This is a genomic window from Kitasatospora sp. NPDC056138, from assembly GCF_042264695.1.
GTDB lineage: Bacteria > Actinomycetota > Actinomycetes > Streptomycetales > Streptomycetaceae > Kitasatospora.
This window is the reverse complement of sequence record NZ_JBHJVK010000088.1, coordinates 1-23,693: the sequence shown is the minus strand read 5'-3', so window position 1 is coordinate 23,693 and position 23,693 is coordinate 1. Positions and strand designations below refer to the sequence as shown.

The window sequence follows — 23,693 nt, the reverse complement described above, 5'->3', positions numbered from 1 at the left end:
CCACCACGCACCGCCATGCATCCCTCCCACCCACATCTGCCCAAGGATGGCCCTCCCCGGAGTCAGCAACCTCGAGGAGCTCTCCCCACGGACGCGCCGGGTCACCCTCTCCATCCAGGAGAGGCTCGACTCCCTGCTGGCTGAGGACGGCCCAGAACAGGTCAGCAGTGCCGGGCGGGCCATCCCGGTCGCCCAGTACTTCATCGACCCGTGGGTCGTCACGGCGCTGATCTTCATGGCATGGCCCGAGACGGGGACCCGCGATGCCACCCCCGAGCTGGCCCGGGCGCTGGGCGAGGAGGCATGCTGGCGGCAGCCTGACCATGCAGAATCCGCGGTTCCCGGCAAGCAGGCCAGCGCGACCAAGTCCTACAGCGACCCGCCAGCCACACCGCTGGTCGCGGCGAGATGGCCGACCGTTTCCTCCGCACCCCGGACGAGGCCACTACCTCGGCAGCACTCGGACCGCTGGCCGACTCGGCTCGACGCGGAGCCCGGTGGTGCTCCGCGCGGTCGCCGTAGGGAACCCCGCACACCTTGGCGGATCCCTTGGTGAACAGCCCCCTTGGCCGCAACGATCACGTAACGGCCACCACCAAGGTGAGGCCACCAACCTAGGGGCTGTCTGACAAATGATCACCCGGCTGCATTACGTGCAACCCGCTCGCCATGCGGTGCCTCGGCTTGCGTGCCGGGGGTCAGTACGGTTCTTCCCGCCACTCAAGGCACGTGGGCCGTTGACCGCCGGACAGGACGAACTCCTTCACAGCCTGGCGCACGACGTCGATAGGGACTTCCGTCGGCTCCAGGAACTCCCGAGGGTAAGTATTGAACATGTAGGTCACTACCGGCGCGGTGGCCTTGCCAGCCGGGATCAAAGCGCCCTCCTCGCCCGTGCTGTAGGACAGGATGCCGAACTGCCCACCGGCGCTGACCCCGACCAGGAAGATGTGGTCCGGCAGGCCCGACGACAGCATTCGGCGGTCCAGGGACTTCAGTTGGGCCGCATTGTGGAGCGGACCGGCAACGATCAACGCGTCAAGCATCGCGTCGATCGCATGCTCCGAATCGAGCAGCACCGGTGTATCCCGGTGCTCCTCCTTGAAGACTGCCACCGCGCCCAGCAACCTACCGCGCCCCTCGCCGTCCCTGGTGATCCCCGTGCCATGCCGGGGCGACGCACACTACCGTCCCGGCCGGGAACGCTAGTGGCGGCGATCTGCTCTGACAATTGATCTTGTGGCAGGTCGAGGCGAGTTGACGGACGCGGCGTGGGAGCGGATCGAGCCCCTGCTGCCGCCGGTGGACGGTCGTGGCCGTCCGTGGCGTGATCACCGGCAGGTGGTCAATGGTGTGCTGTGGCGGTTGCGGACCGGGGCTCCGTGGCGTGACCTGCCGGAGCCCGTCGTGCACGCTGAGGCGTGGGAGGCCGGCGCGACGCTGCACGCCGCCCTCGCCCAGCACCCCAACCGCCCCGACCACGCCCACCACGAAGACGACGACCAGGAGCACGGGCTGCTCGGCGACGTCTGCCGCCGGGCGCCGGCGGGCCGCCGGGACGAGCCTGCGCGTCATCACCCAGTCCCTCGCCGCCGCCCGGGACCACGAGCGCACCGCCGACCGCTACACCGACACCGGGGACGAGAAGGCTGCCCTCCCGGCAACCACCGCCCGCGACGGATGGCAGCGCATCCACGGCTTGGAAACGTCCAGCGTGACCTTCTGCCACTGCGGACACCCGCACCTGCGGGGTCAGGCAAATGCGGGGCCGGTGAGGTCGAGGGTCAGCAGGTTTCGCCAGTCGTTGGTGAAGACAGCGGTCAGGCCTTCGTAGTGCACCCCCACGAACGGGTTGGAGTAGTCCATGACAGCGACCCACCGCAGGGAGCGGTCGGTGTTGAGACGGGCGAGGTAGCCGATGTTGCCCATCTGTCCGCCGCCGCCGGACATCCATCCCGATCCGTCCGGCAGCGGGCTCTCGAAGTAGGTGTCCACCTCGGCGGTGTTGCCGTCCTCATCGATGGACCGCACCACGTCGAACGGCTCTCCGATGCGGAAGGGGATCGGCTGCCCGGCATCCGGGTGGTAGGCCCCGGGGCCTTGCACATGCACCTCCAAGCCCGTGTCGTCCGGCCGGTACAGCCCGTCACGGGGCGGCATCTCCCCGGCCGTCCACAGCCGCTCGACCATTCCCACAATCCCACCTCGCCGACCCAGAAGTCCCGTACGTGACCGCGAGCCTGTCGAGGCCCCTCAACGGCACATCGAACTGCCCACACGGTGTCACTTCCCGACCAGCATCGGTTGTTCACCGCGTGTGCCAGACAATAGCCCGCTGCCCGAACGCCACCGGCAGGACGTCGCCGAATGCGCCCGCGAGGCCGCCCACCAGGCCCGCCAGACCACCGATAGCGCCCACCGCCGCCTCGCCGGCACCGCCGCCCAGCCCCTCTACACCGCCCTGGAACGCGCCGGCCTTCACCCCCGTCAGCATCCGGGCAGCGCGGCCATGACCCGGTGGTCGACCTCGGGTGGTATCGCCATCACGGACCCCTCGAACTCGGGTGTCCGTCGTCCTAGTGGCGGCGGACACCTGGCAGAGAACCCCGCGGCCGTCGGAGATCCCGCGACAGGCAGACAAAGGGAGAGGTTTTGTGCGAGCGGAGACTTGGACAAACCGGACACGTTCCGGGGTCTCGCAGAACTCTCGCAACTGTTCATTTGTGAGAGTGACACACCGTCGCTGCGGTCACGCTCGACTGCATGGCACTTCGCCGGAGCTTCGGGAGTTCGACCTGCCAGCCCAATCGTCGGATCATCGGCCTGCGAACGTTCGAAACGCTTGGCACTGACCTCCGAGCCCTCCGCCGCTCGTCCAGGGCGCGTTTTCGACTGAACGCTCCCTGGACGAACTCACCGGTGGGCAGCGGCTGAACCTGGTTGGACGGCGACCAGAACTGAGACCAGAGAAGTTCGAGCGGGCCCTTCGGCGCTCATCGGTGAATTCGACTCTTCCGGGCCCGCGGCTCGGCTCAGCTCAGCCGAAGATGTGGATGTTCTCGTTGACCCAGTCGCGCAGGGTCAACGGGGCTTTCCCGGTGATCGCCTCGACGGCGTCGGAGATCTTCCAGTCCCAAGCAGCCGACTGGCGCTTGAGTTCGAGCAGGGCTTCGAGGCGAGGTCCGCCCCAGCCGAGGCGGTCGAACTCGGCTTGTGTCTGGGCCTTGGTGCGCTCGATGACCTTGACCTGCTGGCTGAGGGCTGCGCCGACGGTCTCGCCCTGGCGCTGCGGGCTGAAGGCTTCGCCGCCGGTGAGGGTGTAGGTCTGTCCTTCGTGGCCGGAGGTGGTGAGGACCTTGGCGGCCACAGAGGCGATGTCGCGCGGGTGGATCATGGCGGAGACCGGGTCGCCCTCAGTGACGTACATAGTCCGTTCCTTGGCGATGGTGTCGGCATAGCCGTAGAGGTAGACCATGAACGTGCCGGGGCGCAGGATGGTCCAGGCCAGACCGGAGTCCTGGATGACCTGCTCGCCCTGGCGGTGGCCGGTGCTCAGCGGGTCGGTGGCGCCGTGGGTGACGCCGCTGGTGGAGAGCTTGACCAGGTGCTTGACGCCGGCGTTGCGGGCGGCTTCGACGAGGGTGCGTTCCTGGACCGGCCCCTCGGAGCCGTAGCCGGGCGGGACGACGAAGACGTGGTCGATGCCGTCGAGTGCGGCGGGGAGGGTCTCGGGCTTGTCGAAGTCGCCGAAGACGACCTCGACGCCGGCGGGGAAGTCGGTCTTCTCGGGCGATCGGGTCATGGCCCGTACGGCCACGCCTGCTGCGGCGAGCTGGGCGACGAGTTCGCTGCCGACGTTGCCGGTGGCGCCGGTGATGAGAATCATGCGTGGATCTCCTCGGGATGCGCGAAAGGTGTCGGGGTGGCTCCCGCGCGGCTGTGCAGCCCTGCGGGAGCCGCGTGTGAGTGGCAGGTCAGGCCCGGGATCGGGCGGTGGACGGGCCGACGGCCGTGGTGCCCTCGTCGGACCGCTCGGGCTTGGAGCGGCCGTGGTCGTGGCCGCCGCCGAGCTTGGTGTCCTTGAGGAGCAGGGCAATCACCAGTCCGACGAGGACGACCGGGATCACCGCGTAGAAGACGGCGTGGAGCGAGTCCGCGTAGACGTGGGCGAGTTCGAGGCGGACGGAGTCCGGGAGGTGGCGAAGCACTTCCGGCGAGAGCGAACCGTCTTTGTCGAGGCCATCGCTGGACCGGCCGCTGAGGTGCTCCTGGAGTCCGGTGCCGAGGCGGCTGGACATCAGGGCGCCGAAGGTCGAGACACCGATGCCGGTGCCGAGCTGGCGGACGAGGGTGGCGGTGCCCTGCACGGCGCCGATGTCGCGCCTGTCCGCGGTGTTGCGTGCGGCGAGGCTCAGGGCTTGGGAGTTGAGGCCGGCGGCGGTCCCGAGGAGCAGGACGTATCCGATGGTGAGGGCGAGGCCCGTTTGGGGACTGGCGGTACAGAACAGCATGGCGGCGACGGCGAAGAGCGCCATGCTGAGCACTGGGAACCAGCGGTAGGAGCCGGTGTGTCCGATGACCTTGGTGCTGGCCCAGGCGGTCAGGACGACGCTGAGCATCATTGCGGTGAGCACGTAGCCGGATGTCTGTACGTCCAGGCCGAGGACGGTCTGGAACCACAGCACCAGGTAGTTGATCAGCCCGAGGCCGACGAAACCGGCGACGAAGCCGAGGAGGACGACGATGGTGAAGGTGCGGTTGCTGAAGAGCCGGAGCGGGATCACGGGGTCGGCGGCGCGCCGTTGGGACAGGACGAACAGCGTTACCGCGAGGACGGATCCCGCGGCGAGGCCGATGATCATCGGTGAGTTCCAGGCGTACGTGGTGCCGGCCCAGCCGGTGAGCAGGTTCAGGGCGACGATCGCGACGACGAGCAGGACGATGCCGACGTAGTCGATGCGGGTCTTCGTGAACTGCACGGGCAGACGCAGCATCGAGGAGACGACGATCAGGACCACGGCGCCGATGGGCAGGTTGACGTAGAACACCCATCGCCAGCCGACGAGCTCGGTCAGGATGCCGCCGAGGGTGGGACCGGCGAGCGAGGCAGCGCCGAAGGTGAGGGAGAACCAGCCGTAGTAGCGGGCGCCTTCTCGCGGCGAGAACATCTCGCCAAGGAGGGCGAGGACGCAGATGAACAGGCCACCACTGCCGACACCCTGAACAGCTCGGAAGGCGATGAGCTGATCCATCGTCCGGGCGAGGCCGCAGATCGCCGATCCGGCGAGGAAGACGGTGACGGAGGCGAGGAAGACGCGCTTGCGTCCGAACAGGTCGCCGAGCTTGCCGAAGACGGGGGCGGCTGCGCTCCCGCCGATGAGGTAGGCAGTGGTGACCCAGGCGAACCGGTCGAGTCCACCCAGGTCGCTCACCACGCGGGGCAGCGCGGTGGCGACGATCTGGGAGTCGAGCAGGGAGAGGAAGACCGCCGCCATGAGGGTCAGGACGACCACATTGGTCTTGGCCGACGGAGCCGGTGCAGCAGAGGCGACGGGTTCAAGTGAGCGGGAAGCCACGAGGGAATCCTTGTGATCGAGGAGCGGCGCCGCGATACGCGGCATCGCCCGGAGTGGGAGTACGCAGAACGAACTCGCTGAAGAACGCCGCCTGTCATTGGCAGCGGAGATGGGATGGTCGGATCTCGTCCGACTCCGGCCGTCGTCGGCCCTCTCAACCGTTGATCAGTCGCTAGCAGAGCTGCTGATCACGGTTCTTCGCTGTTCGTCTCGCCTCTTGCCACTCCTCGGTGTCGATCACTGGATGTCCGGAACCGTAGTGGAGGGTCCGGGATGAGCGCAACTGCCTTGTCTTGCGGGCGAACAGGTCCCGGCGGTGCAGGTACGCCAGCACGCAGGCCGAGTACGCGGCCTTCTCCACGCAGCCCGGCTCGATGTCAGGGTTGGCGAACACCAGGCGCCGCCAGGAGCCGGTCACCAGCTACTGGTTGGCCTCGCTCGCGGCGACCTTGCGGCGGCCGACCAGGCGCGGCAGCTGCTTGAGCGCGTCCACCGCCGCCGCCCCGACCGGGGCGGCGGCGAAGTCCACGGTGTCGACCAGCAGCCGGATGAAGCCGCGCACCCTGCCGTGGAGGGGCGCGAGGACGGCCCGCCACTCCGCGTCGTCGTCCCCATCGCCGTCCGGCACGCACTCGGCGATGGCGGCCAGCGCCTCGGCGAGCTTGGCGCGCGGTACGACCTTCTCGATCGCCTCCCGGGCGTCCAGCACCGACACCGCCTCGCCGTCCACGATGGCCGGGACGGTATTCAGCAGCCTCCACAGCCCTGGCCACCCGTCCGGCCGCCTTCTTCAGCTCCGGCAGGCCCTTGAGCTTCTCCTCCCGCCCCAATCCGTTCGGCCCGCCCGAGCAGTCGGCTGCCCAGCGCCCATGACGCGCCGTCGGGTGCACCCGCTCGCTGGGATTGGCACCGGCCGGACCGGTGCCATCTGCTCCCGTGTCGGGCCCGACAGGAGGCTGCGGCAAAGTCCTGCGGGTCGAGCTTGGTGAAGTCGACGTTCAGGTGTGGCTCGTACTCCTCCGGAGCTAGGGCCTGTCTGGAGTTGTGATCGTGTCGGGGATTGTTCGATGTGGCGTGGGGGTGTGCGCGGCCGCCGTGGCGACGGCCATTGCTGCGGCCCACCGCTGCAGCCCGGTGGTGTCGGTGGCGGTCTATAGCCTGTCGCAATGATCCGTAGCGCGTTTGAGCAGCGTCCACTTGATGCTGCCGTCGCTGACGCCGGGAGCGCGACGCTGGAGTTCGACCGGGCCAGGACCTGGTTGCGCTCTGCGCTGGTCGGCGACGTGGAGCCGTTGGGCGCCGAGGTGTGGGTCCTGGATACAGCCCTGGAGCAGATCGTGCTGGTCAGGCATCCGTGGCGCGGGCTGGTCCCGCCAGGTGGCAAGGTTGAGCCCGGAGAGTGTCCGCGCGATGGCGCGGCCCGGGAACTGGCCGAGGAGACTGGGCTGCGGCCACGGTTGTTGGAGCGGCCCGCCGCGGTGGCGGTGCGGTCGTTCGGCCCGGGTCTGCCGGAGACGCTGTCCCTCTCCTATGCCGCGATCGGCGACCCGGAACAGCCGCTGATCGCGGAGGACGGGCAGCCCGCGGCCTGGATGCGGCTGGACCAGGGCTGGGACAGCTGCTTCCCCGATGACGTGCTGCGCATCCGACAGTACGCGGAGCTTCTGAGATCGGGTTCCTCTGCCTGGTGAGTGTGGCCGCGCCTGGTTCTGGGATGTCGTCTTGCGGACTTCGGGCCGCGGCCGGTGCGGATCGTCGAGGTGGACCGATCCGCCATGGCCCCGGCCCGGGTGGCGGCGAAGTCGCCGGCTACCGCGAGCTGTTCCGCGTCAAGGTCCGGGACAACGACCCGGCCGTCGCCGACCTTCAGGTCGAAGTGCCACCGGTTCTTGGCGGTCTTCGGCTCCGGAACCTGCTGGAACCACACGCGCGGTCCACGACCCGCCGGATCGACGATCGACTCCGGAATGTCGCCGGCCCCGGTCGGCAACTCCTCCGCGGGCACCCCTATCGCCTCCCCAGTAGGCGCGCCACGTGGCGTGCCCGTCCGGCGCGGGCTCGGGCACATAGCCCAGAGCCAGGGCCCAGAAAGCCACCATCCTCTGCGGGTCGGAGCAGTCGATCGTCAGCTGCATTCATTTCCATGCCCGGAGCCTCCCAGACAGGTATGACGGGCGATCCACTTTCGCAACAGGCCCTAGCGGTGCTGCCCGTGCCGCCGGTGCTGCGCTTCGTCCGGGACCAGGAGACCGAGCGGCCGAGCGGGGCGTAGGACGTTCCGTCAGCTGCGGCGGGCCCGGCCCCTGGCTGTGGGGTCGGGCCCGCCGGATCGTCAGCCGTTCTGGGGTTGGGTCCACAGGGTGGCGGTGACGGTCAGGCCTTGGTGGTTGTCTCCCGGCTTGTCGGTGATCTTGAACCAGGCCACCGAGTTCTTCTGGGTGATGAGGCAGTAGGCCGTGCCGACGGTGAGCTGGCTGAGGGGGACGTCGGTCGGCAGGGCCCTGCGGCTGGCGTTGTCGGCGCACTGGTCCGGGCCGGGTTCCTGCGGGTCCGAGTGTCCCCAGGCCTTCGCTCTCATCATGAGGTGGTCGCCTGTGCCGCTGATGCTGATGCTGCAGTTGACCTGGGCGGTGAGGTCGTCCAAGCCGCCGCCCAACTGCCCGATATCCCCTTCGTAGCCGCGCGCCGGGTCGAAGTCCATGGAGGCCAGCCCGCATCCGGCGTTGGTGGCGGGGAGGGTGATGGAGGTGTCGTGGTACTGCACTGTCCAGCCGGCGGTGCTCGGCCCGGCAGTCGTCGGGGGCGTGGTGCTGGGCGAGGCCGAGGCCGTGGGTGTGGGCGAGGTGTCGGGGGAGGGGCCGGGCGCAGTGGTCGGGGAGGTGGTGGGGACGGGTGGTTGGGGGTGGTCGGCGGGCTTCTGGAGCAGGACGACGATGACGGCCAGCAGGGCGATGACGACGGCCAGGGCGGTGCCGAGGGCCCACTGGGTCCACCGGGCCGGACCCGACCGGATCCCTGCCCCGGGAACCGGCCCGGTGCCAGGCAGCGGGCCTGCTACCGGGGGCGGGAACTGCCCGGGGAACAGCGGCGGTGGCGCCTGGGCGGAGCCGACGGGGCCCGGGCCGGGCTCCTCGTCACGGTGCAGGCGGTCCAGCTGCTCGTCGATGCGCTGCTGGATGGTGCGGATCTGGTCGCTCAGCACCGCCTCCCTGCGGACCAGATCGTCCTTCTCCCGCTGCAGCCGCTCGCGCTCGCCCGGGCCGGCGGCGAGGGCGAGGCGGGCGTCCTGGTCCGCGATGGCGGCGAGGGCCTCGTCGCGCTCCCGGCTGGTCAGGTCGAGCGTCAGCTGGTCCTCGAACACCCTGACCTCGCGCGCGTACTTTCCCTCCTTCGGGCCCAAGGCCCGGTGCAGCAGATAGTAGAGCCGCGTGCGTACCTCCTCGGCCGCCGCGGGGTCCACATGCCGGCCGGACTCGGTGACCAGGTTGTCGATGTAGCCCTTCCGCGGCAGGGCCTGCCCGAGCTCGTAGCGGGAGATCGTGGTCGTGCTCAACCCGTACAGAGCGGTGAGCGACCCCTGGGTCAGACCCGCGGCGATCCGGCACTCACGCAGCTCCTGCCCCAGCAACGCGGCCGCTCCCGCGTAGTCGTAGCCGCCCGCCCCCGTCGGCCCGGCCGACGGCGCGCCGCCCCCACCGTTCCCACCTCCGGGAGTCAAGCTCCCGCCGCCCGCTCTCGTTCCCTCGCCGGGCATCGCGCCCCCCATCTCGTGATCGAAAAGCTCCCCACCCCGGGAAGTCCGTTCCCGGGTTAGGGACCACCGCATTCGACACCACGCTATAGGCAGGCCCAACAAGCCCTTCCAGCAGCTCTCCTGATAGGACGTCATATCCATGCCTGCCCTCGCCCGCCTGGCCGCACTGCCGACCAGGAGCCTGATCGCCATCCTCAGCGCCGCCCTGCTGCTCCTGGTCGTCCTGGCCAGCATGCCCGCGCTCCTCCTCGACCCCTTCCTCACCCCCGGCGCCGGCGGCGAGCGGGGCGACAGCCTCATCCGCCAGATCACCGCCTGGACCCGCACCCTGCTCACCCCCTCCGCCGGCCACCCGGTACCGGGCGGTACGGCAGCCGAGCGCGACGAAGCGGGCCAGGGGTAGGCCGGGGGTGCCCTCACCAGGGGCGCAGCGGAGACAGGAATCCCTGACCAAAGGTAGAGGTAGCTCACCGGGCGAGTAAGCCAGCCAGAACGCGGGTCAGCGCCAGTCGAGACCCAGGCCCGCGAGCGCGGCCAGCTGCTCCTCGGTGAGCTTGGCCCGCCGGCTCTTGGCGTTGGAGATCCAGACCCCGAGCTTCACCTCCACGGTGCCGCCCTCGCCGTCCTCGATCTCTTCGACGTGCCCGCGCCCGACCGTCACCGAGTCCGTGCGCTCCCGGTACTGCCGCAGCGCCGCCACGCCTCGGTCGAAGGCGCTCGGCTTCCCAGCACCGGCCTTCTTCTTCGGCGCCACCTCCTCGGCCGGGGCGGCCAGCGGCTCGACACCGAGCGCGGCCAGGCGCCCCTGCTGCTCCTCCAGCAGGCCCTGCCAGACGATGTGCTGGCGCTGCCGCTCCAGCCACCGCCCCACGTCGTGCCCGTGGATCGTCACCCCGGGCAGCAGATCCGCCAGCTGCGCCCCGCCGTCGAGGCAGTCGGCCACGGCGGCGTAGTGGCGCTGCCAGTCCAGCGGCCAGTCCGGGTTCCTGTCCGGGTCGATCTCCGAGAGGGCCTCCACCCGGTCCGGCCGCTCCGCCAGCACCCCGGGACGGCGCTGGTTGGACAGCCACTGCCCGACCGGCTTGTCCAACGCGGTGGCCGTACGGGGCGCGGCCAGGGTGCCGTGGTGCTCGAAATACTCCCGGCACGCGGCCACTTCCCGACCGAGGCCGCCGCCCTCAAGTGCGTGTACATGGCCTTGATGAGCCTGGACCCCACCGGCAAGGGCCGCACGAGGTGGATCATGCGCTGGAAGGCACCGCTGAACGCCTTCCAGATCGCCTTCGAGGGCCGCCTCACCCCCAGCACCTACTGACATCTCAACAACCCCGATCAGCCGTTAAGTCTGACAGTCGGCCGATCGGATCATATGCAGCATGCGTCCAACGGCTCGTCATCGCACTTTGGTTGCGGAGTGCTGCCCACCCTCTCCACGGCGAGCTACATAGAGTGGCGATCGGTCACATATTGTGTGTGGCTGCGGTGCGCTGTCGGCTCCCACGGTATGTCCGGTCGCGGCCGCCCTTCCTGACGAAGCGAGGCATTCGTGATCCCACATGCGGGCAAGGAGCCCAGGCCGCAGGGCGGCCCGGTACCGGACCGGAGCAGGCCCAGGCCACGCCCAGGCATCCTGCGGCTGGTCATCGGGGCCCTGGCCATGCTGGCGGGACTGTTCCTGCCGGTCCTGGCTGCGGCTCCGGCGCAGGCGGCCGTCCCCACGCCGAACGCCTACGTCACCAATTTCAATTCGACCACGGTGTCGGTGATCGACACGGCCACGAACACGGTCACCGCCACCATCCCCGTCGGTGCTGCCCCGTTCACAGCGGCCGTCACCCCCGACGGCGCCCACGCCTACGTCACCAATTTCGGTTCGACGACGGTGTCGGTGATCGACACGGCCACGAACACGGTCACCGCCACCATCACCGTCGGCAACAGCCCGGTCGGTGTGGCCATCACCCCCAACGGCACCCACGCCTACGTCGCCAATTTCGGGTCCAACACGGTGTCGGTGATCGACACCGCGACGAACACGGTCACCGCCACCATTCCCGTCGGCGCCGGCCCGGTCGGTGTGGCCATCACCCCCGACGGCGCCCACGCCTACGTCACCAATGAGAACGCGAACACGGTGTCGGTGATCGACACGGCCACGAACACGGTCACCGCCACCATCCCCGTCGGCAGCACCCCGGCCTTTGTGGCCATCACCCCCAACGGCACCCGCGCCTACGTCGCCAATGAGAACTCCAACAACGTGTCGGTGATCGATACCGCGACGAACACGGTCACCGCCACCATCCCCGTCGGCAACAACGCGGTCGGTGTGGCCATCACCCCCGACGGCACCCACGCCTACGTCACCAATCAGGACTCCAACACGGTGTCGGTGATCGACACCGCGACGAACACGGTCACCGCCACCATTCCCGTCGGCACCACCCCGGTCGGTGTGGCCTTCACCCCGGATGGCGCCCACGCCTACGTCGCCAATCGGAACTCGGACACGGTGTCGGTGATCGACACGGCCACGAACACGGTCACCGCCACCATCCCCGTCAGCAACGGCCCCATCGGTGTGGCCATCGGCACGCCGCCGTTCCCCTCCCTGACCGTCACCAAGACCCACCACGGCGCGTTCGTTCGGGGCGAGAGGAACACCTACGAGATCACGGTCACCAACCACGGCACCAGCCCGACCGACGGCACCACCGTCACCGTGACCGACACCCTGCCGGCGGGGCTGACCCCCGTTTCGCTCCGCGGTACCGGATGGACCTGCACCCGCGCCACACTGACCTGCACCCGCAGCGACATCCTCGCCCCCGGCGGCAGCTACCCGCGAATCACGCTCACGGTCAAAGCGTCCTGCAGCGCCCCGAAGCAGGTCACCAACACCGTCACGGTCACCGGAGGCGGCAGCACCCCCGCCACCGCCACTGACCCCACCACCATCAAATGCGGCAGACACTGCGAAAAGCCGCACCACCACAACGGCAGACACGACGAGAAATAGAAACCCGGCAAGCGCGGCGCCAGGCACGGCGTGCCCAGCAAGCAGCAGCCACACCACGGCTGACGACCCGCCACGGACGGCACACGCGGGAGGGGGACACGCGGGAGGGGGACACGGAGCGGGAGAAGAAGGGCCGCGCCATCTCCGCATGGCGCGGCCCCAGCCACGTACAAGTCCTCACAGCCGTACGCCCCAGGCCCCGGGCTCAGGCTTGTTCAGCCATAGCCCAGTGACCGCAGAGACCACGATGCCCGGGACCACTCCGTGCGGAGCCGACGCCACGCAGTCTCGTGGGCGCCGCAGAGATCTCCCCGGCCTGCCCTCGGCCGCTCGCAATCGGTGACCAGGCAAACCCATCGGTAGACAGGATGGTCCGGCGGGATCTCGACAATCTCCGAGCGGAACACCGGATCGAAGGTCGGGGAGTTGACCAGCGCGGTCATGATCTCGAACCGGTCCCGGCCCTCCCGGCCATCCCGCACCGGGGCCAGAACTATCTCGGTCACCGCGCCTCACCCCGGACCGCGCGCAGAGCGGAGTCGAAGGCGGGGTCGTGGACGTCGACGTGTCCGTAGACCTTGTCAACCGTGGCGGCCGAGGCTCAGCCGCCGGCATCCCGGGCGATCAGCAGGTTGCCGTCGGCGGCGTCGAGGACCGCGGAAGTAAACGTGTGCCGGAAGGCATGGGGTTTCACCAGCCCCAGACCAGCGCGATTCCCGGCACGGCCGATCATCCGCCGAGCCCCGACCGGCGCCCACGGCTGTCCGACGCAGGCCCCGTGCAACTGGGCCAGGAGCATGCCGTGTCCGGCTTCGCGCGGGTACTCGCTGGTGAGGTACTCGAAGTAGGAGTGCACCATCGCCGGACTGACCCGCTACATGAGCGGAGGGGAGGCTGGCTGGCTCTACGACTACTGGGACGGCACCAAGAACTGCTCCGTCTTCGTGAAGACCGAGTATGCGGGCACCAAGACGTGGACCAACCTCTCGATTCACAACTCTGCCGGGGTCAGCGGCGACCACGACTATGGCTACTTCACCACCTATGCCGGCCCGGTGCGGGTCAACGGAGTCGGCGTGTGCGTCAGCGAGTTCGTCGCGGAGAACGACCTCAACGGCAACCAGTTCGTCAACTGGATGTCCGGCAACCACGGCTGCTGATTCTGGCAACCTGCTTGGCTTTTCCGGTTGTTGATCGCTGCCGCGGTGTCAGCCACCGGGGCTGCGGCACGCTCTTCCTGCTCCGGCCGCGCGGCACGCCGCCGCGTTCGGCCGCGAGGCCGCCCCGGCCGACTCCTCCATGCGAAGTTCTACCCGGCCAGGGGCCGGGTTTGGGCACCTGGAGGCGTTTTCCACTGAGGTCGGACAAGGTGGACAAGCGCTCGCCGGTGCGGCGGGAGCTGAAGAAGTGCCTGTAGCACCGAACGCCGTCATACCGGGGTACTACAGCGGGACTTGGCACCCCGGTATGACGGTTTCCGCCCCTCCCCGCCCGTACCGTCGCCCGTGTCGAAGGCGAACACGGAAGCGAACGAGGGGGAACGGCGATGAGCAGGCGAGGACGGGCCGTGGCGGCGGTGCTGCTGGCGGCGACGGCGACGTTGGGCGTGGTCGGCGCACCGGGCGCGGTGGCGGCGCCGGGGCGGGGCACCGAGCAGCAGGCCAGGGCCTGGCTGCCGCAGCCCACCGGCCCGTACCCGATCGGCACGACGTCCCTGCAGCTCACCGACGACCGCCGGGACGACCCCTGGAAACCCGGACAGCACCGCAAGCTGATGATCAGCCTCTGGTACCCGACCACCCGGCCCGCCACCGGCAACGACCGCGCGCCGTACATGCTCCCCGCCGCCGCCGACCACTTCGGCAGCGCCGACGGCGTCACCCAGAGCCAGAACCACTTCGAGCCCGGCCGCACCAACTGGGCGGGTATCCGCACCCACGCCCGCGCGGACGCGCCCGCCCTGCCCGGCGGCAAGCGCCCCGTCGTGCTGTACTCGGCGGGCTTCGGCGACCCGCGCACCTGGGGCACCGCCCTGGTGGAGGACCTCGCCTCGCGCGGCTACGTGGTCGTCACCGTCGACCACACCTACGACGCCTCCGAGGTCGCCTTCCCCGACGGGGACCTCGCCACCTCCGTCCTCCCCGCGCTGTTTGCCCAGCCCGGCGTCGACATGGGCGCCCTCCTGCGCAAGATGCTGCAGACCCGGGTCGACGACACCCGCTTCGTCCTGGACCAGCTCGCCGGGCTGCGCCGCGACGCGCAGCTGCCGGCCGGGCTCGCCGCCTCCCTCGACCTCGACCGGATCGGCATGGTCGGCCACTCCGGGGGCGGCTCCACGGCCCTGCAGACCATGCACGACGATCCGCGCCTCAAGGCCGGCGTCAACCTCGACGGCCAGCTGCACTTCGGCACCGGGGTCCACCCGCCCCTGACCACCGTCGCCGAGGACGGCCTGACCCGGCCCTTCCTGCTCATGGGCACCCAGGAGTCCGACTCCGGCAGCTACCACCGGCAGCCCGGCTGGGACGCTCTGTGGCAGCACAGCACCGGCTGGCACGCCGACGTGACCCTCACCGGCTCCGGCCACGGCTCCTACACCGACGCGCAGTCCCTGCTCCCGCAGCTGGCCCGGCAGGGCGCGATCAGCCCGGAGAGGCTGGCCGAGGACGTCGGCGACGTCCGCCCCGACCGCGCCGAGTCGGCCACCCGCAACTACGTCGCGTCGTTCTTCGACCGTTGGCTGCGCGGCCACGACGACCACCTCCTGGACGGCCCGTCGCCGTGTTTCCCCGAGATGGTCTACGAGCGGTAATGCGCAACGGAGCCGTGTGTGACGCGCGTTCCGGCGTGGCGCTGCCGACCCGGGCGGCTCGACCACCGCGCTGCGCTCCGATGTCCTCGGCGCGCTCGGCGTGCTCAAGGTCGCCACCGCCGACCAGCTCCAGCGCCTGCTGCGCCCGCAGGCGGCGTCGAACAAGGCGATCCGGCAGGCGCTCGGCGATCTCGCGCTGCACGGCCTGGTCGCCTCCGACGGCAACACCAAGGACCGGCACAAGACGTGGCGGCTGGAAGGCGCCGCCGGGCTGGACGCGGCCGGGCAGGTGCTCGGCCTGCCCCGCTCGGAGATGGGCGGCACCGCTCGGGGTGCCGGCCGCTCCGGCGCCCCGCATGCGATGGCGGTGAACGAGACGATCGTCGCGTTCGTGCGCGGCGGCGCCACGCCGGCGGCCGCGGGTGGGGTGGGTACCGTGCGCTCCTGGTCGACGGAGACGGAGTTCCTGCTGTCGGGCGGGAGGCGCAAGGTGCGTCTGGTCGGTGTGTGGCAGGCCCCGGAGATGGGCGTGCCGGTGCTGATGGTCGAGGTCGACCGCTCCACGATGGCCCCGCCTCGGGTGGCGGCGAAGTTCACCGCCTACCGCGAGCTGTTCCGCACCAAGGTCCGCGACAACGCCCCGGCCCTCGCTGGCGAGGAACCGGCCGACCGGACGGCGCCGGGCCTACCCGGGCCACTCCCACGCCCCGCCGGTTGCCCTGGTCGTCACCGAAGCCGGACCCACCCGCGCTGGCGAACCGAGACCATCGGGGAGCTGTCGGTGGATGCCTGAGGGGGCCGGTGGTGCACGGTGGTCCGCGACTACAACGACGATGGCTGGCGCGAGTACGACGACTCGGTGCCGTCCGGGGTGGGGCACGGTGTGAGTAGGACGCGTGCGCCCGTCGTAAGGACCAGGAACGCCTGCGCGCTGCCCGCACCGCCCATGCCAAGCGCCCGCCCTGCTGGACCTGTAAGGGGCCCTTGGACACAGCCACTGAGGAAGACAGCCGACGCTGGTGGCAGGTGCGGGTGCCCCACTGCGGCGGCTCCGGCCCCGGCCGGACGACGCGAACGACGGTGCCGGGCGGGCAGCACCGGACGGCCCGATGGGTCTGTCGGCGGTGGTGGTCATAATCGCGGGTGTCATGATCACCAGATCCGCTGTAGGCCCCTGCTGCCCACGCTGAACGGCTTCGTTACCGGGGAGCCCCTGCTGCGCCTGCTGCGCCTGCTGCGCCTGCTGCGCACTGCCCACGCCGAGCGCCTGGCCGAACCGGGCGGCCAGGTGTCGGGGCGGATCGGCCAGCGCGGGTGGAGCGTTCCCGTGCGCCTGCGGTTCCCGCAGCCCGGGCGGGCCATGCTGGTGTCGGACAACCAGGCGGAGCACGATGCGATCGAACGCGTGCGGGCCACGCTCGCCGAGGCTGGGATCGTCGACGTCGCGTTCAGTGCGGAGATACTGCCGAGCGGGAAGGCGGTGCTGCGTCTTTTCGACTACGGCGCTGCCGTTGATTCCGGCATCGGCAACGCCCACCCGGGGCCGCTGACCCTGGTCGAGGACGCATTGCCCGAGCCGTGGCGTCGCCTGCCCGAGCCGGTGCCAGGGGCGCGGCCGGCCCCCTCAGTGGACCTGGCGCTGCTGGAGCGGACGTTGCGCGAGCGGATGCGCGAAGAGACCGGCGCCACCGAGGAGGAGATCGCCGCCACAGAGGCGCGCCTGGGTGTGACCCTGCCCGAGGAGATCAAGGTGCTCTACCGGGTGACGTCTGCGCGGTGGTGGGAGGACTCGGAGGACCGGGAGGACTTTGAGAAGCGCTACGAGGCGTCGGAGCGCGTCGGCGACGTGCTCGGCTTCGAGCTGAGCTCGCTGGACGGCCTTCACATCGCCGACAGCTCGTGCTCGCCGTTCTACTGGACGCACGCGGCGACGGAGGCGTGTGTCACCGCACCCGACGATCCCGTGCAGGACCTGGTCGGCTCGCCAGGATGGATCGTCATCGGCGACACCGGAGGCGGGGACCGCGTCGTCGTCGACCTGACGCCCGGCCCGCGCGGCCACCTCGGACAGATCATCGTGCTCGACCACGAACAGAGCGTCGGAGCCCACCTGTTCGCCGAGTCCCTCACCGACCTGGTGGTGAACCCAGATCCGGACCGGAGCTGGTATTCCGGCCGGAGCCCGGACCGGATGCCGGTGGTGGCGAGGCTCCACGGTGAGGACCCTTGGGACGTCGAGGCGGCGGCCCACCCCGACCTGGAGGTGCTCACCCTCGGCGGGTGGAGCGGCAAACCGGTCAGCCTGACCCCCGTGGCCGGACTGCCCCGGCTGCGCACCCTGCGCGCCGACCCCGGGGCGCTGGCCGACCCCCGGGAGATAGCCCGGCTGACCGGGCTGGAGTTCCTGGAGCTGGCTCCGGAGGACTGGCGCGTCCTACTCGACGCCAGCGCCGTCCCGCGCGGCCTGTCGGCCGCCGCTATCACGGTGCCGTACGGCGATCCGGCCCCGTGCCTGCTCATCATGTTGACGAACGAGATCCTGGCCCTGTGGGACCGCCCTCTGATCGCCGAGACCGTCATCGAAGGCGACCTCGGCTCTCTGCTGTAGCCACTATCCGCCGCACGGGCCGGGCGCGCCCGGGCCGCAGCGTGCACGGAGGCCGTGGCGGCCGTCTGGCATGCCGGGATCTGGGACCGGGAACGCGGACGCTGATCGTGGACTGGCCGACAAATCCGTTGCCGGGCAGCGCAACTTTCGGCAGGCTGCTCGTTATGACGATCTGTCGAAAGGCCTATGGGGCGTAGGTCGCCCGCCCGCGTGCGCGCGGGCCTGAGCCGCATGCCCCGCCCGTTTGACCGCAGCCCACGCCGAGTAGTGCCCGGCGTGTCTGCTGCGACGCAGCGCCTGATCGCCGAGTTCGAGCGCACCAGAGCAAGCCCTGGTGCGGTTGCCCTGGCCGTCACTGCGTGGTCGAGAACAGTACATTCCCGGCGCGTCCACCCGCCCGGTCCGCCGTTCCTCGACGCCTGCCCGTGTTGCGCGGACGACTACGGGCGCGCGCTTGTGGAAGCGGCCCTGCGGGTCCTGCCCACTCGGGCTGCCCGTGAATTGAGGGCTGTGGTCAGGCCGTTGGACGAACTCTTCCTCGCCCGCGTCCGTCCAGACCCCGCCCGCAACGGTCGCGAGGACTGGTGGACGCATGGGCTCTGAGTTATCCAGCATCGGCGCGGCAGGCTCCGGATGATCCGTGGTGGGAGGCCCGGGTGCTGCACGCCAAGCTCTACTCGGTGAAGGATCGTGTATGTGACCTGTTGGTGTTGTGAGGCGTGTTTTGGCCCTTGGACGCGGTGTTGTCTGGACCTTTGGTTGTGTCTTTTGAGGCGATGGGTTGGTTGCTGCTGTGGTGACTGTGTGTGGTGTCCGGTGGGGTAGAGGGTGCTGTCGGGGGTGCTGCCGGCCCGCTCGGCCGGTGGTGGGTTTTTCGCCGGTGATTCGGGCGTGAATTTCGCATCGCTGTTTTTGTTGATTGGATTCCCGGTGGTGGCCTGAATTCGGGCCGGAATTGTGAGGGCGAGGGTGGCGGTGAGATCAGTGTTCGGTTTAGCTGGGGCCGGGCCTGGCTGAGCCCCGCGCCGTGCCTTCCGTGCTTCCGGGGGGTGCCCTTGGGCGTCGTTCGGGTCGGGGCTTGCTGGGTGGCCGCCGTGCGGGCCTGCGCCGCCGTCTCGGGCCTGCTGTGCCGCCGTCCAGGCCGGGTCCGCGTCCTGCTCGGGCCGGGCTGCGCCCTTGCCCGCCTCGCTGCGCGCCGGTTCGGCCAGGCTGGGTTGGGGGCTGGTGCTGGGTGGCCGTCAGGCCGCCCTGGAGGACGTCCAGGAGGCCGCCTTGGCGTGTCCTGGGTGGCTGGTGGGTGCGACAGGGTGTTGGGTGGGGCCGCGGGTGCCGTTCGGGTGGTGGCCGCTGCCGGCGCCGATGACCGCCGGGTGCCGGCTGTCCTGGGCGCCGGCTGTCCTGGGCGCCGTCCTGAGCCGCCGTCCGGTGGTGTTGGTGCCGCGCCTGTCCGGGCCGTTGTCGGGGCCTGCCTTCTCCTGGTGGTGGCCTGGTGGGGGAGTGCGTGTCCCGTCGCAGATGATCTGGTCCGTGCCCATGGCCATGACCTGCGACGACCAGATCGATTGAGACGCCGGGGGCGCAGGTTTTCTCAGTTGATCCGGTCTCTCCAGCGCTGATGTCGGCCGTTTTCTCAGTTGATCTGGTTCATCGCCGTCGGGCTGCTGACCTGACCGTCCGGACACGGGAGAGGGCACCCGGGCGCAGGGCTCAGTTCTCGGGTGGCGGGGCGGCGGCGAGGAGTTCGCGCTTCACCTGCTCGTAGTCGGCCAGGGCCTGCGGGTCGCCGTGGTGGTAGTCGGTCCAGAATCCGGGGCGCTGCCAACGGGCGTCCGCGAGGCGGGTGCGGCCGTCGGCGATGACCAGGGTCCAGCCAGGTGGTATTCGGGTGTCCACCGTCTCGAAATCGGCAGGGTCCCAGAGCAGTCCGGGGTCGGGCGTGCCGGGGCCGAGCAGGCGAATCTGGCAATCGATGTCGTAGGCGACCATCTCCAGAACCGGGTAGACACCGCCTACCCGGATCCCGTCGTACTCCGCGACTGGGACGTCGGCCGCGGGATGGATGATCTGCAGGCATCTGACTCTCATGAGAGAAGTCTCGCCCCAGCTGGGAGATGGCAACTCCCGGTATTTTCCAGGGTCGCCCTGGCGAAGTGGCGGAACAGCCGCAAGGTTGGAAGCCCACCGCTGCTCCGCAGACCTTGATGGCAGGTCCGGAACGTCGCTGATGACCAGGCCCCGCCTCAGGGGCAGGCGTCGCCGTCCCAGATCACCTGAGATGACGAGCGAATCGGACCAGATCGCCTGAGACGGGGGCCAAATCGGTTGAGACGGGACAGTGCGTGTCCCGTGCCAAGGAACCTTGACCGAGTGCCACCGAAGTTTGACCACTGCCCGTTCGTGCTGGCGCTGGCTGACCGCGCAGAGTAGCGCCCGTGTTGGGCGGCTCGTGGCCCCATCTCTTCCCGGCACCGTCCCGGACGGTCAGAATTGCGGGCATGCGCACTCGGGGGGATGCACAGCCGGGCCTGGCTCCGTTCGCGGCCGGGCCGGTCGGGGGGATCGCGGCCGCTGCCACGGCGTTGCTGGTCGCACTGTCGGCTCGCTACGGCTTCCATCGCGACGAGCTGTACTTCCTGCTCGCCGGTCGCCACCTGACCTGGGGCTATCCGGACCAGCCGCCGCTCACCCCGCTGCTGGCCCGGCTCGGCGCGCAGCTGTTCGGCGCCACCCCGACCGGGGTACGGATCCTGCCCGCGCTGCTCGCAGCCGCCTCGATCACGCTCACCGCGCTGATCGCGCGCGAGCTGGGCGCCGGGCGCGGCGGGCAGGTCCTCGCGGCGGGAGCGGCGGCCTGCTCGGGCGATGTGCTGGGCAACGGCCACCTGCTCTCCACCGCGACCTTCGACCTGACCGCCTGGCTGACGATCATCCTGCTGACGCTGCGCCTGTCACGCACCGGTGAGGCCCGCTGGTGGCCGCTGCTCGGCGTGACGGTCGGGATCGCGATGCTGAACAAGCTGCTGGTGCTCGGGCTGCTGGCGGCGCTGGCGGCGGGCACCCTGGCAGCTGGGCCCCGCGGCCTGCTCGTGCCCCGCCCCCGCCCCCGCCCCCGCCCGCGCGCCCTGCTCGGCCCGCTGACCGCGCTGCTCGCCGCGCTCCCGTTCGCGCTGCCTGTCCTGTGGTGGCAGGCCGCGCACGGCTGGCCCGAACTGACGGTCGCCCAGGGGATCAGCGCCACCGGCGGAGCGGGCGGGCGGCTGCTCGTCGTCCCGCTCCAGGTGCTCCAGCTCTCTCCGCTGCTGGTGCCCCTGTGGCTGACCGGGCTGAGTCGGCTGCTACGTCGGCCGGAGCTGCGCTGGGCCCGGCCGATCGCGGTGGCCTGGGTGGTGCTCTGCGTGCTGGTGATGGCGGGCGGCGGCAAGGCCTACTACCCGAGTCCGCTGCTGTACGCGCTCACCGCGGCCGGCTGCGAGCCGTACGCCCACTGGGCCCGTGATCACCGCGCCAAGCTGGTCGGCGGACTGCTCGCGGCCCTGCTCACCAGCGCGCTGGCAGCCCTGCCGGTGCTGCCGGCCTCGGCGCTGGCCGTGCCGATGAAGGTCGACCCCGACCTCGGCGAGGAGGTCGGCTGGCCGGAGCTCGTACACGCCACCGCCACCGGTTGGGCGGCCGTCCCCGCCGGGCAGCGGGCCACCGCCGTGCTGCTGACCGCGAACTACGGCGAGGCCGGCGCCCTCGCGCTCTACGGGCCCGCCCTCGGCCTGCCGACCCCGTACTCCGGCCACATGGGCCTGTACGCCTGGGGTCCGCCGCCGGCCACCGCCACCGGCCCGGTGCTGCTCGTCCACCCGGCGGGCTATGCCGAGGTGGAGGAACACTTCACGGACTGCCATGTGGTCGCGCGTGTCGACAACGGGCACGGCACGGCAAACCAGGAGCAGCACGCGGCCGTGGTGCTCTGCGCAGGGCCGGACCGGGCATGGGCGGCACTCTGGCCGCTGCTGCGCCGGTACTGAGCAACTCACACGGGCACGGAGCCGCTGCAACTCCAGCCGCCGGTCCACTCAGCATCCATGGCCGAATGCCTTCCGCTCTGGCTAGGAGCGCGGGTCTGTAACGGGCAACTGGCGGGGTGGGTGTGATCGCCGATAGCCGGGCGTCTGTCTGGCTCTGTGTGTCGGTGGCTGATGATCGAACTTGCCGCCGGGCGACCGGCCCGGCTGGGGCCGGTCGCCCGGTCTGGGTCGGTCAGGCGATCGCGGTGGCGAGACCGTCGGATCCGGTGTGGCGGAAGATCTTGCGGAGGTTGTGGCAGGCGGCCAGCAGGCGCCACTCTCCTCGGGCTCCGTCCTCGCCACGTAGGAGGAGTTGTTGGCCGTTCTGGCAGGTCATGATCTGGCCGAAGACGGGTTAGACGATGGCCTTGCGGCGGCTGTAGGCCTTCCGGCCGGGCTTGGTCCGCAGTTTGCGGGCCATGCGCTCCTTCAGCGTGGCGTTCTTGGGGATGCGTCCGCGGGGTGCGGGCGGGACGTGCTCGTCGTGGCCGAGGCGACCAGTGGCCATGAACGTGTCGGTGCTGCAGGACAGTTGGCGCTCCTTGGCCGCTTCAAGGTTCGCGTCGGAGCAGTAGCCGGCGTCCACGAGGGCCTGCTTGGGGTGGGCGCCGGTGTTGGCGGCGGACTGGTCGAGCATGTTCGTGTGGTTCGGTGCGTCGGAGGCGCAGGTGGTCACGTCGGCGGCGGTGATGATCTGGTGCTGCTCGTCGACGACGGCCTGGGCGTTGTAGGCCTGGATGTAGGCGCCGTCGCTGTTCTTCATGATCTGCGAGTCGGGGTCGGTGAAGTTGGCCTGGTTCTTCGGCTTGGGCCTCGCCTTTGCGGCGGCCTTCTCGCCGGCGTCGACCACGGCCTGCTCGTCGCTGGCGTCGGTGCGCTGCTGGCGGCGGCGTTCCTTGTCCTGGGCGCGGCGGCGGGCCTTGTCGGCGGCTTCTGCTTCGATCTGGGCGCGGGTGGCCTGCAGCTTGGCGAGGCGCGTTTCGCGGCGGTCCAGTTCGGCGGGCAGGTCGGCATCCTTGCCATCGACGCCGAACCGGGCGTCCTCGGTGGCGTCGGTGGCCTCGGCATCCGCGAGCAGGGTGGCGGCTGCGGCTTCCAGGGCGGCGATCTCGGCCTCGGTCCGTTCTTCCTTGTCGACAAGGCGGCCGTAGCTCATGGCTTTGTGTTTGGAGGCGTTGGCCTCCAGCTTCGTGCCGTCCAGGGCGACGCGGCCCATTTTGACCATGCCGAGCTTCTGCGCGAGGTGGAGCGATTGGAGGAACAGGTCGGCGAGGGCGTTCAGGTGGCGGCGGCGGAACCGGGCGATCGAGCGGAAGTCCGGGGCCTGGTCGGCGGCCAGGAACCGGAACGCGACGTCGTCCACGCAGCGGCGCTCGATCGCCCGGGAGGAGCGGATGCCGGTGGTGTAGCCGTAGATCAGCAGACGGACCATCAGGCGCGGGTCGTACGGCGGAAAGCCCCGCTTCTCGGTGTGGTCGGCTCGGATCGGCGCCAGGTCGAGCACCTCGTCGACCAACTCGGCGACAAACCGAGCCAGGTGGTCCTCGGGCAGCCAGTCGTCCAGCGACGGCGGTAGTAGCAGCACCTGGCCCGGTTCGAACGCCCGGAACTTCTTGTCCACCGCTGCCGCACGTGCCTGCGGCTGCTCTGGCTCGACCCGCTCGGCCTCGAACAGCCCTTCCTGATCACGCATAGCGGGATCATCCCGTATGAATGATCACGATCCGCATGCGGGTTGCCGGTTGCTAAGACACGCTCCTAGGCAGTGTCGTCAAAGGGTCAGGCCCACATGAGGAGTGAGGCGAGGGTGGCTGCGGCTTGGTAGGCGACGGCGGTTTTGTCGTATCTGGTGGCGAGGCCTCGCCACTG

General features: G+C 70.2%; 21 protein-coding genes and 4 pseudogenes. 11 read left to right on the top strand and 14 right to left on the bottom strand.

The genetic code is table 11. The features are described 5' to 3' along the window. The first annotated feature begins 46 nt into the window (after positions 1-46). On the top strand, positions 47-556 hold the full coding sequence (locus tag ACFC1R_RS34480) for a hypothetical protein (RefSeq protein ID WP_375945519.1): 510 nt from the start codon (positions 47-49) through the stop codon (positions 554-556). Positions 557-698: 142 nt separating this feature from the next. Here the strand turns inward: ACFC1R_RS34480 and ACFC1R_RS34475 are convergent, their stop codons facing one another. Then, entirely contained in the window at positions 699-1,115 is a 417-nt protein-coding gene (locus tag ACFC1R_RS34475; RefSeq protein WP_375945518.1) for an Imm1 family immunity protein, read from the bottom strand. Between the two features lie 124 nt (positions 1,116-1,239). Here ACFC1R_RS34475 and ACFC1R_RS34470 point away from each other — a divergent pair. Beyond that, a pseudogene (locus ACFC1R_RS34470) lies at positions 1,240-1,401 on the top strand (transposase); the annotation flags it as partial. 351 nt (positions 1,402-1,752) lie between these two features. On the opposite strand, the gene ACFC1R_RS34465 reads toward ACFC1R_RS34470, so the two are convergent. The 6 genes from ACFC1R_RS34465 to ACFC1R_RS34440 form a co-directional block, all read right to left on the bottom strand. Continuing rightward, on the bottom strand, positions 1,753-2,190 hold the full coding sequence (locus ACFC1R_RS34465; RefSeq protein WP_375945516.1) for a hypothetical protein: 438 nt from the start codon (positions 2,188-2,190) through the stop codon (positions 1,753-1,755). A 118-nt stretch (positions 2,191-2,308) separates the two neighbouring features. Beyond that, complete coding sequence (locus tag ACFC1R_RS34460) at positions 2,309-2,482, bottom strand: hypothetical protein (protein ID WP_375945514.1); 174 nt, start codon at positions 2,480-2,482, stop codon at positions 2,309-2,311. Between the two features lie 555 nt (positions 2,483-3,037). Beyond that, complete coding sequence (locus tag ACFC1R_RS34455; RefSeq protein WP_375945512.1) at positions 3,038-3,886, bottom strand: SDR family oxidoreductase; 849 nt, start codon at positions 3,884-3,886, stop codon at positions 3,038-3,040. An 88-nt stretch (positions 3,887-3,974) separates the two neighbouring features. Continuing rightward, a complete protein-coding gene (locus ACFC1R_RS34450; RefSeq protein WP_375945510.1) occupies positions 3,975-5,576 on the bottom strand; it encodes an MDR family MFS transporter in 1,602 nt (533 codons plus the stop codon). Between the two features lie 172 nt (positions 5,577-5,748). Next, on the bottom strand, positions 5,749-5,994 hold the full coding sequence (locus tag ACFC1R_RS34445; protein ID WP_375945508.1) for a hypothetical protein: 246 nt from the start codon (positions 5,992-5,994) through the stop codon (positions 5,749-5,751). 3 nt (positions 5,995-5,997) lie between these two features. Next, positions 5,998-6,306, bottom strand: coding sequence for a hypothetical protein (locus ACFC1R_RS34440; protein WP_375945507.1), 309 nt, complete (start codon positions 6,304-6,306; stop codon positions 5,998-6,000). Positions 6,307-6,742: 436 nt separating this feature from the next. On the opposite strand from ACFC1R_RS34440, the gene ACFC1R_RS34435 reads away from it, so the two are divergent. Then, complete coding sequence (locus ACFC1R_RS34435) at positions 6,743-7,267, top strand: NUDIX domain-containing protein (RefSeq protein WP_375945505.1); 525 nt, start codon at positions 6,743-6,745, stop codon at positions 7,265-7,267. A 125-nt stretch (positions 7,268-7,392) separates the two neighbouring features. On the opposite strand, the pseudogene ACFC1R_RS34430 reads toward ACFC1R_RS34435, so the two are convergent. Both ACFC1R_RS34430 and ACFC1R_RS34425 read right to left on the bottom strand, forming a co-directional pair. Continuing rightward, positions 7,393-7,711 (bottom strand): annotated as a pseudogene (locus tag ACFC1R_RS34430) (VOC family protein); the annotation flags it as partial. Between the two features lie 197 nt (positions 7,712-7,908). Continuing rightward, positions 7,909-9,204, bottom strand: a complete 1,296-nt coding sequence (locus ACFC1R_RS34425) for a helix-turn-helix domain-containing protein (RefSeq protein WP_375945503.1) — start codon at positions 9,202-9,204, stop codon at positions 7,909-7,911. A 265-nt stretch (positions 9,205-9,469) separates the two neighbouring features. Between ACFC1R_RS34425 and ACFC1R_RS34420 the strand changes: the two genes are divergently transcribed. After that, positions 9,470-9,733, top strand: coding sequence for a hypothetical protein (locus tag ACFC1R_RS34420; RefSeq protein ID WP_375945501.1), 264 nt, complete (start codon positions 9,470-9,472; stop codon positions 9,731-9,733). A 96-nt stretch (positions 9,734-9,829) separates the two neighbouring features. Here the strand turns inward: ACFC1R_RS34420 and ACFC1R_RS34415 are convergent, their stop codons facing one another. Further along, positions 9,830-10,486: a helicase associated domain-containing protein gene (locus ACFC1R_RS34415; RefSeq protein ID WP_375945500.1), complete on the bottom strand. Its 657-nt coding sequence runs from the start codon at positions 10,484-10,486 to the stop codon at positions 9,830-9,832. On the opposite strand from ACFC1R_RS34415, the pseudogene ACFC1R_RS34410 reads away from it, so the two are divergent. Further along, positions 10,475-10,645, top strand: a pseudogene (locus tag ACFC1R_RS34410) (IS256 family transposase); the annotation flags it as partial. The gene ACFC1R_RS34415 and the pseudogene ACFC1R_RS34410 sit on opposite strands and share 12 nt — an antisense overlap. A gap of 231 nt (positions 10,646-10,876) precedes the next feature. Beyond that, positions 10,877-12,349 (top strand): beta-propeller fold lactonase family protein, encoded by a 1,473-nt coding sequence (locus tag ACFC1R_RS34405; RefSeq protein ID WP_375945498.1) that lies wholly within the window; start codon positions 10,877-10,879, stop codon positions 12,347-12,349. 601 nt (positions 12,350-12,950) lie between these two features. On the opposite strand, the gene ACFC1R_RS34400 is transcribed toward ACFC1R_RS34405, so the two are convergent. After that, positions 12,951-13,208, bottom strand: coding sequence for a hypothetical protein (locus ACFC1R_RS34400; RefSeq protein WP_375945496.1), 258 nt, complete (start codon positions 13,206-13,208; stop codon positions 12,951-12,953). 19 nt (positions 13,209-13,227) lie between these two features. Here ACFC1R_RS34400 and ACFC1R_RS34395 point away from each other — a divergent pair, with 19 nt between their 5' ends. The 4 genes from ACFC1R_RS34395 (at position 13,228) to ACFC1R_RS34380 (ending at position 17,769) form a co-directional block, all read left to right on the top strand. Further along, complete coding sequence (locus tag ACFC1R_RS34395) at positions 13,228-13,509, top strand: hypothetical protein (protein WP_375945494.1); 282 nt, start codon at positions 13,228-13,230, stop codon at positions 13,507-13,509. A gap of 386 nt (positions 13,510-13,895) precedes the next feature. Then, positions 13,896-15,161 carry an alpha/beta hydrolase family protein gene (locus ACFC1R_RS34390; RefSeq protein ID WP_375945493.1) on the top strand — a complete coding sequence of 422 codons (1,266 nt, stop codon included), beginning with the start codon at positions 13,896-13,898 and terminating at the stop codon, positions 15,159-15,161. Positions 15,162-15,231: 70 nt separating this feature from the next. Then, on the top strand, positions 15,232-15,954 hold the full coding sequence (locus ACFC1R_RS34385; RefSeq protein WP_375945533.1) for a replication-relaxation family protein: 723 nt from the start codon (positions 15,232-15,234) through the stop codon (positions 15,952-15,954). 384 nt (positions 15,955-16,338) lie between these two features. Next, a complete protein-coding gene (locus ACFC1R_RS34380) occupies positions 16,339-17,769 on the top strand; it encodes an SMI1/KNR4 family protein (RefSeq protein WP_375945531.1) in 1,431 nt (476 codons plus the stop codon). A 1,238-nt stretch (positions 17,770-19,007) separates the two neighbouring features. Here the strand turns inward: ACFC1R_RS34380 and ACFC1R_RS34375 are convergent. Both ACFC1R_RS34375 and ACFC1R_RS34370 read right to left on the bottom strand, forming a co-directional pair. After that, complete coding sequence (locus ACFC1R_RS34375) at positions 19,008-19,304, bottom strand: hypothetical protein (protein WP_375945491.1); 297 nt, start codon at positions 19,302-19,304, stop codon at positions 19,008-19,010. Positions 19,305-19,476: 172 nt separating this feature from the next. Further along, the gene (locus tag ACFC1R_RS34370; RefSeq protein ID WP_375945489.1) at positions 19,477-19,854 is read right to left on the bottom strand and encodes a hypothetical protein; all 378 of its coding nucleotides are present in this window, start codon (positions 19,852-19,854) and stop codon (positions 19,477-19,479) included. Positions 19,855-20,264: 410 nt separating this feature from the next. On the opposite strand from ACFC1R_RS34370, the gene ACFC1R_RS34365 reads away from it, so the two are divergent. Then, positions 20,265-21,785: an ArnT family glycosyltransferase gene (locus ACFC1R_RS34365; RefSeq protein ID WP_375945487.1), complete on the top strand. Its 1,521-nt coding sequence runs from the start codon at positions 20,265-20,267 to the stop codon at positions 21,783-21,785. Positions 21,786-22,017: 232 nt separating this feature from the next. On the opposite strand, the pseudogene ACFC1R_RS34360 reads toward ACFC1R_RS34365, so the two are convergent. Then, positions 22,018-23,499 (bottom strand): annotated as a pseudogene (locus ACFC1R_RS34360) (IS1182 family transposase). Between the last annotated feature and the right edge of the window lie 194 nt (positions 23,500-23,693).

Bases quoted from the DNA above. Each gene is read 5' to 3' on its own strand.
- ACFC1R_RS34480 (WP_375945519.1), top strand. From the start codon at position 47: ATGGCCCTCCCCGGAGTCAGCAACCTCGAGGAGCTCTCCCCACGGACG.
- ACFC1R_RS34465 (WP_375945516.1), bottom strand. From the start codon at position 2,190: ATGGTCGAGCGGCTGTGGACGGCCGGGGAGATGCCGCCCCGTGACGGG.
- ACFC1R_RS34455 (WP_375945512.1), bottom strand. From the start codon at position 3,886: ATGATTCTCATCACCGGCGCCACCGGCAACGTCGGCAGCGAACTCGTC.
- ACFC1R_RS34435 (WP_375945505.1), top strand. From the start codon at position 6,743: ATGATCCGTAGCGCGTTTGAGCAGCGTCCACTTGATGCTGCCGTCGCT.
- ACFC1R_RS34420 (WP_375945501.1), top strand. From the start codon at position 9,470: ATGCCTGCCCTCGCCCGCCTGGCCGCACTGCCGACCAGGAGCCTGATC.
- ACFC1R_RS34400 (WP_375945496.1), bottom strand. From the start codon at position 13,208: ATGGTGCACTCCTACTTCGAGTACCTCACCAGCGAGTACCCGCGCGAA.
- ACFC1R_RS34395 (WP_375945494.1), top strand. From the start codon at position 13,228: ATGAGCGGAGGGGAGGCTGGCTGGCTCTACGACTACTGGGACGGCACC.
- ACFC1R_RS34390 (WP_375945493.1), top strand. From the start codon at position 13,896: ATGAGCAGGCGAGGACGGGCCGTGGCGGCGGTGCTGCTGGCGGCGACG.
- ACFC1R_RS34375 (WP_375945491.1), bottom strand. From the start codon at position 19,304: ATGGGCACGGACCAGATCATCTGCGACGGGACACGCACTCCCCCACCA.
- ACFC1R_RS34370 (WP_375945489.1), bottom strand. From the start codon at position 19,854: ATGAGAGTCAGATGCCTGCAGATCATCCATCCCGCGGCCGACGTCCCA.
- ACFC1R_RS34365 (WP_375945487.1), top strand. From the start codon at position 20,265: ATGCGCACTCGGGGGGATGCACAGCCGGGCCTGGCTCCGTTCGCGGCC.